Below are 6,425 nucleotides of genomic sequence, written 5' to 3' on the forward strand. Positions count from 1 at the left end.
TTAAGTTAAGTCAGCAAAAGTATTTAAAAAAATAAATTATCTATAACTTTAGCACTTAAATTTTTGTTATAGTTTTTTATTCTTAATAAGCTTTTCGGGTCGCTAAAAGCGAAATTATTGGAGTTATTATACTAAATCAAATTTGTAATTTTTTTTGATTTCTATTTCTAAAAAAACGTGATGCTGTAACTGTTTGATTAGTAGCGGTTTTACTTAATTTTAATTAAAATAAATAGTAGTAACAACATAATTACACCTTCGAGTAATGGAAAAGGTTAAGGACTGTATGTAATTTAGAAGTATAATTAGTTGTTCCTTATTGGAGTAGGATGATTAATTTCACATGTAGCATTGCTATTATCGGCATGTTCTAATTCATTAACGGTAATCTTAATGTCTAAATTGATTTGTCTTAATTTTTTGTTTAGATCAGCAGATATAGGATTCAATTCAAGATCTAATTCAATTTGAGATTTTTGTAGCTGCAATATGTCCAACGTTTCTTGTGCTTTTTTGCGTTGGGACTTAAATATTTCGCAAGGATCTTTCATTATTTTATTTTGTAGGTTTATATTTACTTGGAATTGCTAAATTATTAAATATAAGTTTATTACACAAGCTTGTTTTTTGAAAGATTTTTTGAAAACAAAAAATAAAATTGTATTAAAATAGAAAAGCACCCGTTTATAGGGTGCTTGGGATATTTTATCTTAAAAAATTAATCTTGGTTTATCGTTTTTCTCCAAGTAAAAGAATTAAGAATATGTCTTTTTGCAAATCTTCCAGGAGAATCTGCATTGACCATTTTCACATAAGTTGCTTTTGGTACACTAATATACTCGTAAACGCTACCATTTGAAAAATTGATGATCAATCGACCTTCAACAAACTTATAATCTGAAATTGTTGAAGTAGCAATAGTTTCAGTATATTCTGGTAAGTTTTGTTTAAGAGTTTCCGGATTGATACTTACTAAGAAATGATAAGCTTCAATAATCTTTTTACTATTTTCTTCAGCAACTTTTAATCCAGCTTCATCTCCTGAAAATTTGTCAGGATGTGCTTCTTTCATAGCATTACGATAAATCGTTTTCAAATCTTTAAGCTCAGCGGTTTTGTCTACATTTAGTAGTTTGCGGTATTCAACTATTTTTTTCATAAATATGGTAACTACTTGTCTTTTAATATAAAATCAATATAATTTGATTTCAAAATCGACAAATTTTTTGCAAAGGTACACTTTTTTTTAACTTTTTAGTTTATGACTAAAAAATTTTCAAAAAAAAGTGACCAATATTTAGGTATTTTATTTAAAAATAAGGTTCAATGATTTTTATTGCTGTGGCTTATTATTTGCTTTGTCAAAGTTTTTTGACTTTTTCTGATATTTATTATAACTAATATCACTTGGGTTTTCGATTATGGATTTTATTGTAATCCAATCTCCAACAGTATGTTTAGCCTGAACCATTTTGTAATCTAAAAGATATACACCACAAAAAAAATTGTTGTTTTCATCTTTTTCAATTATTCCGGTATATATACCTTTTTGTAACATCTTTTCGTCTGCAGCTTTGGTCATGATCTATTTTATTTATTGAAATTCTAGTTTGCAAAGTTAATCAAATATTATTTGTCTTGCTCTATTTTAGACTTTCTGATTACCTTTGTTTTATGGAAAAAATATTTCGTCCAAATCCTAATTCATTCAAAAATACCTTTTGTGTGTTTCAAGAAGTGTCATTGAGTAGCCTGAAAGGATTGGTAGTTCAGTACCAAAGTAAAGCAGGGAGCAGTTATTATTATTCTAAATCAGGAATGTATCGATTGTCTAATCATTGGGGCCGGTTGGCTAATAGCAAATGGCGATTGGAGCCACTGGAGCCAGAATCAGAATCTAAAATTAAATTAGGTTTTGCTCCTTGGGAGAATTTTTATCATGATAATCCAGTGGATGAGTTGTATTATTTAGAAGCAAATTATTTGAAACAGACTGTCAATTATCAGCATAAAAACAATCTAAATTATGATAATAAAGCCATTCTTCGAACAAGTTTTGAAACCACAAAAAGAATCAAACAAATTAGGAATCTCTTTGCGCTGACATCATGGGCAAAGTATTTTGAATATGATGATTTGAACATTTTGCGAAAAAAAATTATCGACGAATTAATCTTTACCAATAAAACTTTGGAAGAGATAAAAAGAGAAATCGTTTAGCTTTCAATCCTTAATGACAAAGATTTATGTTATACGAAATAAAATCAACAATTGCCAAAATTTATTATTGTGCTTTAATCGTTCGAGGCAATTAAAGTTAAATCGTTTATGTTTATAGGTTTAGATAAATATCCTAATATATCTGGATACGTTTTCGATTTGTTTTTGTCTTCTATAGCAATGGAAGAACTTACGACATAAACAATCATTTTTTTGGTCATTGAAGGCTTCAAAATTGTCATTTCTTCCATAAATTCCCATCCATCCATTATGGGCATATTAATATCCAATAATATTATATCTGGTAGCAATTCATCCTGCTTTGCTATATGAGTTAAAGCATCTATCGCTTCTTTACCGTTTTTAAAAGAAGTTGCGGTAGAGAACATTTCAGATTTTTGAATTATTTTATTAACTATAATTTGGTATATAGTATCATCGTCTATTACCCATATTGTTTTTTTTCTCATTGAATATAAATTTTAAATGTTGTCCCAATATTAGGTTCGCTTTCTACAGTTATATTGCCTCCCATGGCATCAATTTGATTTTTTGTTATAAATAGTCCAATTCCTTTTGCATCTGAATTATTACTGAATGTTTTGTACATTCCAAAAATTTTATCCGCATTTTTAACAAGATCTATTCCAACTCCATTATCTGAAATTTGTAATACATTTAACTCTTTTTCTAAAAACCATTTGATTGAAATTACTGGTTTTCGTTCCGGATGCCTGTATCGAATGGAATTAGAGATAACATTATAAAGTATACTTTCCAGATAAGCCGGATTATAATTTACCATGACGTCGTGTGGTATCATAGAGGTAATTGCAACATCATTTAGTGTTATTTGTTCGGTTAGGACCCTTTGCGCCGTATCTATATATTGTTTTAGATTTAAGGATTCTGATACTAAACCTATATTCGTTCTTATATTGATGACGTCGTTTAAGTGAAGCATGGTTTCATTCAAGGAATTAGAAATAGATTTCAATAACTGGATCATTTCATTCCTTTCTTCTTCTGATTCCGAAATTTCAATTATATCCATAATTGAAGAAATATTGCTCGTATGTGATCTTAAATTATGAGAAACGATATAAGAGAAATTAAGAAGTCTTTTATTTTGCTCAGTAACTAAATTGAAAGAATCATTTAATTCTTTTTCGGCTGTTTTAGTTTTTGTAATGTCAATCATAATACCCCGCAAACTTACTGCTTCACCATTCTCGAAAACAATATTTACTATATCTCTCAGCCAAACAATCGAGCCGTTTTTAGCAACCATTCGGTACTCAAAATCGTGATTTAAATTTTGCATGGTCTTAGAAGAACAAAAATCTACTGTCCATTGCTTGTCTTCTTCATAAATATGATCTAGCCAAAACGTATCACTTGCCAACCATTCTTCGGGAGTATAACCTAATATTTTTTCGACTTTTTGACTAATAAAAGAGAAGGCAAGGTCTTTAATTTTACATTCCCAAACAATTCCGTCTATTGTATTGATTAAAGATTCAGTTCGAATTTGGGTATCCGAAATAAGTTTCTCACTTGCTTTTCGCTCTGTAATGTCTTCAGTAGAAACAATAATTCGCGCAAGTGTTTTTCGATAGCCTCGTATTATATTCCACCTTAAATTTATATCACGAAACTCACCATTTATACTTTTAATTTTGGTATCGTTAATAAATTGATTTTCACCTTGACTGATTGCAACTAATTGCTTTATGAATTCATATTTGCAATTAAACTCAAATAATACACCGCTATTTTCAATCAATTCTGCTTTACTTTTAACATTGAAAAGTTTTAAACAAGCATGATTCGCATCTATAATTTTAATAAGTGAATTCAATTTGTTTAATACAGCGGGATTGTTTACTAAAAAATGGGTGATTTCATCTTCTTTCTTTCCCAGCAAATTTAATTCTTGCAGATATATTTTGACTTCCGAAAAATCTTCTTCTCGCAATGATAAGGGTGAGTCATCAAATAAGCTCTTGAATCGGATCTCACTTTTTTCAATTAATTCCTCTGCTTCTTTTTTTAATGAAATGTCTTCTATAATTGCAATGTGGGTGGTGGGTTTCTCACCAATATCCCAAAGTGGTGAAACAGTAAGTTTTGTCCAGATAACATCATTTTTTTTTGTAATGTATCGCTTTTCCATTGCATATTTTCGGATTTTCCCTTCTTTTAGTTTTTCCATATTCCTCAAATCCTCTTCTAGATCATCAGGATGCGTTACGGATTGAAAATTTCGCTCTTTCATTTCCTGTTCAGAGTATCCAAGTAGGATACAATTTTGCTTGTTGACTTCGAGAAAATTACCTGAATAAGAATCGACATAGGCAATTCCTACGGCGGCCTGATCAAAAATTGACTTGTATTTTATTTCACTATTCAAAAGTTTCGTTGCCTGGTTATGAACTAAAAGCTGTAATTCTTGAGGCATTCTTAAAAGAGAAGTTATCGTGAAGCCAAAAACTGCCGCAAAAATAAGACCTAATATTCCTGGGATTAAAATTTGGTAGTAAAGATAATTTTGATGCTTAGAAATTAGGTATAATTTCCATTCTCCATCAGGAATAGATGCAGAAATGTGATATTTTTTAGAAAAATTACTTGCATTAGGTAAATAAAAAATTTCTTGTAAGGTAACTGGATTTTTTTTGGATAACTGAAAATAATATTTTGACCCATCAACATTATTAATGCCTGAATATTCTAATAAATGATTCAATTTAATGACTACAGCAGAAAATCCCCAAAAAACGTTATTATGAAAAACAGGGAAACGTCCAACAATTCCAACACCTCCCTGTTTTAAATGTAAAGGACCGGCAAAATACATTTTTTGAGTTGCAATCGATTTTAGTGCTTCCTTAAGATAAGGAGGAGCTAAAATATTTAAATTTATCGCAGCCTCATTCCCTTTCATTGGATAAATATATTTGATCACTCCTTTTGGCACTAGTTGAACGGCAGAAATACTATGATTGGATTCTAATAGTTTTTTTCCAATAGCATCAAAATTTTCTGGATCACCTTTGTCATTTATAGTTAATGCTAAAGTTAATGCAGTAGTGTAGCAGTTTCTTAGGGATTGTTCTATATTTTGATGAACGCTTTGTAGCGTGTTATTCATTTCCGTGTGCTCATCTTCTTTAACTATTCGATATTGTTGATAAACAATATAGCCAACAACTAGGCTTAAAAAAAGGAACACAAGCAGACCTGTAGTTTTTGGTTTATTTAAAAACCACGAAATAAACTTTGTCCATTTTTTTTCTAATATCATAGGATAATTTGATCGGCTTTGAGACTTTTTTTTACTAGTGGCTAAATATAAATAAAAAAAATTAATTAGCACAAGTCGTTAATTGATTGCAAAGAAATTTTCTGACGCTAGTGAAGTAGTCCATATTGTATTCCTATATAATTGTTTATCAACGCTATTTAAATTGCGGATTTAATTTTTGTAATAAAATTTAATTTATCTATAAGTAATATCTTATTTTTTTTATTTTTTTTCGTTTAAAAAGTTGCTAATTAGTCTCAGTGAATCTTGAATTCAATCGATAATCAAGACAAAAACAATCTAAATTTGAATAAATAACCCGAACTTTGCACAAGTTTTGAATCAAATAATTGATTGTGATAATTAAGAGTAAAGGAAATGAGTAGAAATAATGAAGGGAATATCAAGAAACACAACGATAAACTGCATAAAGCACAGGACAAAGCAAAGCAAGCTGAACGAGATCGTAAAGAAAAATTAAAGCAAATTGTAAAGAAGTTTAACGAAACTAATTCTTCCGAGAGTAACCAATAAATACTAGTATGCAAAAAGATAAATTCAATATAATAAAAAATAAGGTGCAGGAAATAATTAATTTTATTGCCGAAAAAAATTCGAGAGAGGCCAACAATAGATTAGTTGAAGTAAGTGAGGAACTGGACGAATTGCTTGATTTTTCTGACGACGATGAAGATCTAATGGAAGTAAGTCGCTATCAAGTATTGTTAAATCAATTGCATCAAAAAATAGCGGGGCTTGACGGACAAGCGACAAGTTAAATTTAACCCGTTGGGTGTAATTAAATGATTTGATTTTTGATATTATTTATTGGTCTATCAAAGATAAATTTATTGATATATTGAACCAATGTTAATGCTGTTATTTTTGCTAAAATTCT

At 29.4% G+C, this 6,425-nt stretch carries 8 protein-coding genes and 1 pseudogene; 3 read left to right on the top strand and 6 right to left on the bottom strand.

Going from position 1 to position 6,425, the window contains the following annotated elements; translation table 11 throughout:
- Positions 1-305: 305 nt before the first annotated feature.
- From ACFX5F_RS15200 to ACFX5F_RS15210, 3 genes are all read right to left on the bottom strand, one after another.
- Positions 306-551, bottom strand: a complete 246-nt coding sequence (locus ACFX5F_RS15200) for a hypothetical protein (RefSeq protein ID WP_073209869.1) — start codon at positions 549-551, stop codon at positions 306-308.
- Between the two features lie 167 nt (positions 552-718).
- Entirely contained in the window at positions 719-1,159 is a 441-nt protein-coding gene (locus ACFX5F_RS15205; protein WP_379852883.1) for a KTSC domain-containing protein, read from the bottom strand.
- A gap of 174 nt (positions 1,160-1,333) precedes the next feature.
- Positions 1,334-1,582 carry a hypothetical protein gene (locus ACFX5F_RS15210; RefSeq protein WP_379852885.1) on the bottom strand — a complete coding sequence of 83 codons (249 nt, stop codon included), beginning with the start codon at positions 1,580-1,582 and terminating at the stop codon, positions 1,334-1,336.
- A 92-nt stretch (positions 1,583-1,674) separates the two neighbouring features.
- Here ACFX5F_RS15210 and ACFX5F_RS15215 point away from each other — a divergent pair, with 92 nt between their 5' ends.
- A complete protein-coding gene (locus ACFX5F_RS15215) occupies positions 1,675-2,220 on the top strand; it encodes a hypothetical protein (RefSeq protein ID WP_379852886.1) in 546 nt (181 codons plus the stop codon).
- Between the two features lie 74 nt (positions 2,221-2,294).
- Here ACFX5F_RS15215 and ACFX5F_RS15220 read toward each other — a convergent pair whose 3' ends face one another.
- Positions 2,295-2,690: a response regulator gene (locus ACFX5F_RS15220; RefSeq protein WP_379852887.1), complete on the bottom strand. Its 396-nt coding sequence runs from the start codon at positions 2,688-2,690 to the stop codon at positions 2,295-2,297.
- Positions 2,687-5,527, bottom strand: a complete 2,841-nt coding sequence (locus tag ACFX5F_RS15225; protein WP_379852888.1) for a PAS domain S-box protein — start codon at positions 5,525-5,527, stop codon at positions 2,687-2,689. The genes ACFX5F_RS15220 and ACFX5F_RS15225 overlap by 4 nt, the downstream gene beginning before the upstream one ends.
- Before the next feature lie 378 nt (positions 5,528-5,905).
- Here ACFX5F_RS15225 and ACFX5F_RS15230 point away from each other — a divergent pair, with 378 nt between their 5' ends.
- Both ACFX5F_RS15230 and ACFX5F_RS15235 read left to right on the top strand, forming a co-directional pair.
- Positions 5,906-6,061, top strand: coding sequence for a hypothetical protein (locus tag ACFX5F_RS15230; protein WP_139259865.1), 156 nt, complete (start codon positions 5,906-5,908; stop codon positions 6,059-6,061).
- Between the two features lie 8 nt (positions 6,062-6,069).
- Complete coding sequence (locus tag ACFX5F_RS15235) at positions 6,070-6,306, top strand: hypothetical protein (RefSeq protein ID WP_379852889.1); 237 nt, start codon at positions 6,070-6,072, stop codon at positions 6,304-6,306.
- A gap of 20 nt (positions 6,307-6,326) precedes the next feature.
- Here the strand turns inward: ACFX5F_RS15235 and ACFX5F_RS15240 are convergent.
- Positions 6,327-6,425, bottom strand: a pseudogene (locus ACFX5F_RS15240) (IS982 family transposase); the annotation flags it as partial.

This window comes from Flavobacterium zhoui (genome assembly GCF_042787235.1).
Taxonomy (GTDB): domain Bacteria; phylum Bacteroidota; class Bacteroidia; order Flavobacteriales; family Flavobacteriaceae; genus Flavobacterium; species Flavobacterium zhoui.

Excerpts from the sequence above, each read along its gene's own strand:
- ACFX5F_RS15200 (WP_073209869.1), bottom strand. The coding sequence starts at position 551 with ATGAAAGATCCTTGCGAAATATTTAAGTCCCAACGCAAAAAAGCACAA.
- ACFX5F_RS15215 (WP_379852886.1), top strand. The coding sequence starts at position 1,675 with ATGGAAAAAATATTTCGTCCAAATCCTAATTCATTCAAAAATACCTTT.
- ACFX5F_RS15205 (WP_379852883.1), bottom strand. The coding sequence starts at position 1,159 with ATGAAAAAAATAGTTGAATACCGCAAACTACTAAATGTAGACAAAACC.
- ACFX5F_RS15210 (WP_379852885.1), bottom strand. The coding sequence starts at position 1,582 with ATGACCAAAGCTGCAGACGAAAAGATGTTACAAAAAGGTATATATACC.
- ACFX5F_RS15220 (WP_379852887.1), bottom strand. The coding sequence starts at position 2,690 with ATGAGAAAAAAAACAATATGGGTAATAGACGATGATACTATATACCAA.
- ACFX5F_RS15235 (WP_379852889.1), top strand. The coding sequence starts at position 6,070 with ATGCAAAAAGATAAATTCAATATAATAAAAAATAAGGTGCAGGAAATA.
- ACFX5F_RS15225 (WP_379852888.1), bottom strand. The coding sequence starts at position 5,527 with ATGATATTAGAAAAAAAATGGACAAAGTTTATTTCGTGGTTTTTAAAT.
- ACFX5F_RS15230 (WP_139259865.1), top strand. The coding sequence starts at position 5,906 with ATGAGTAGAAATAATGAAGGGAATATCAAGAAACACAACGATAAACTG.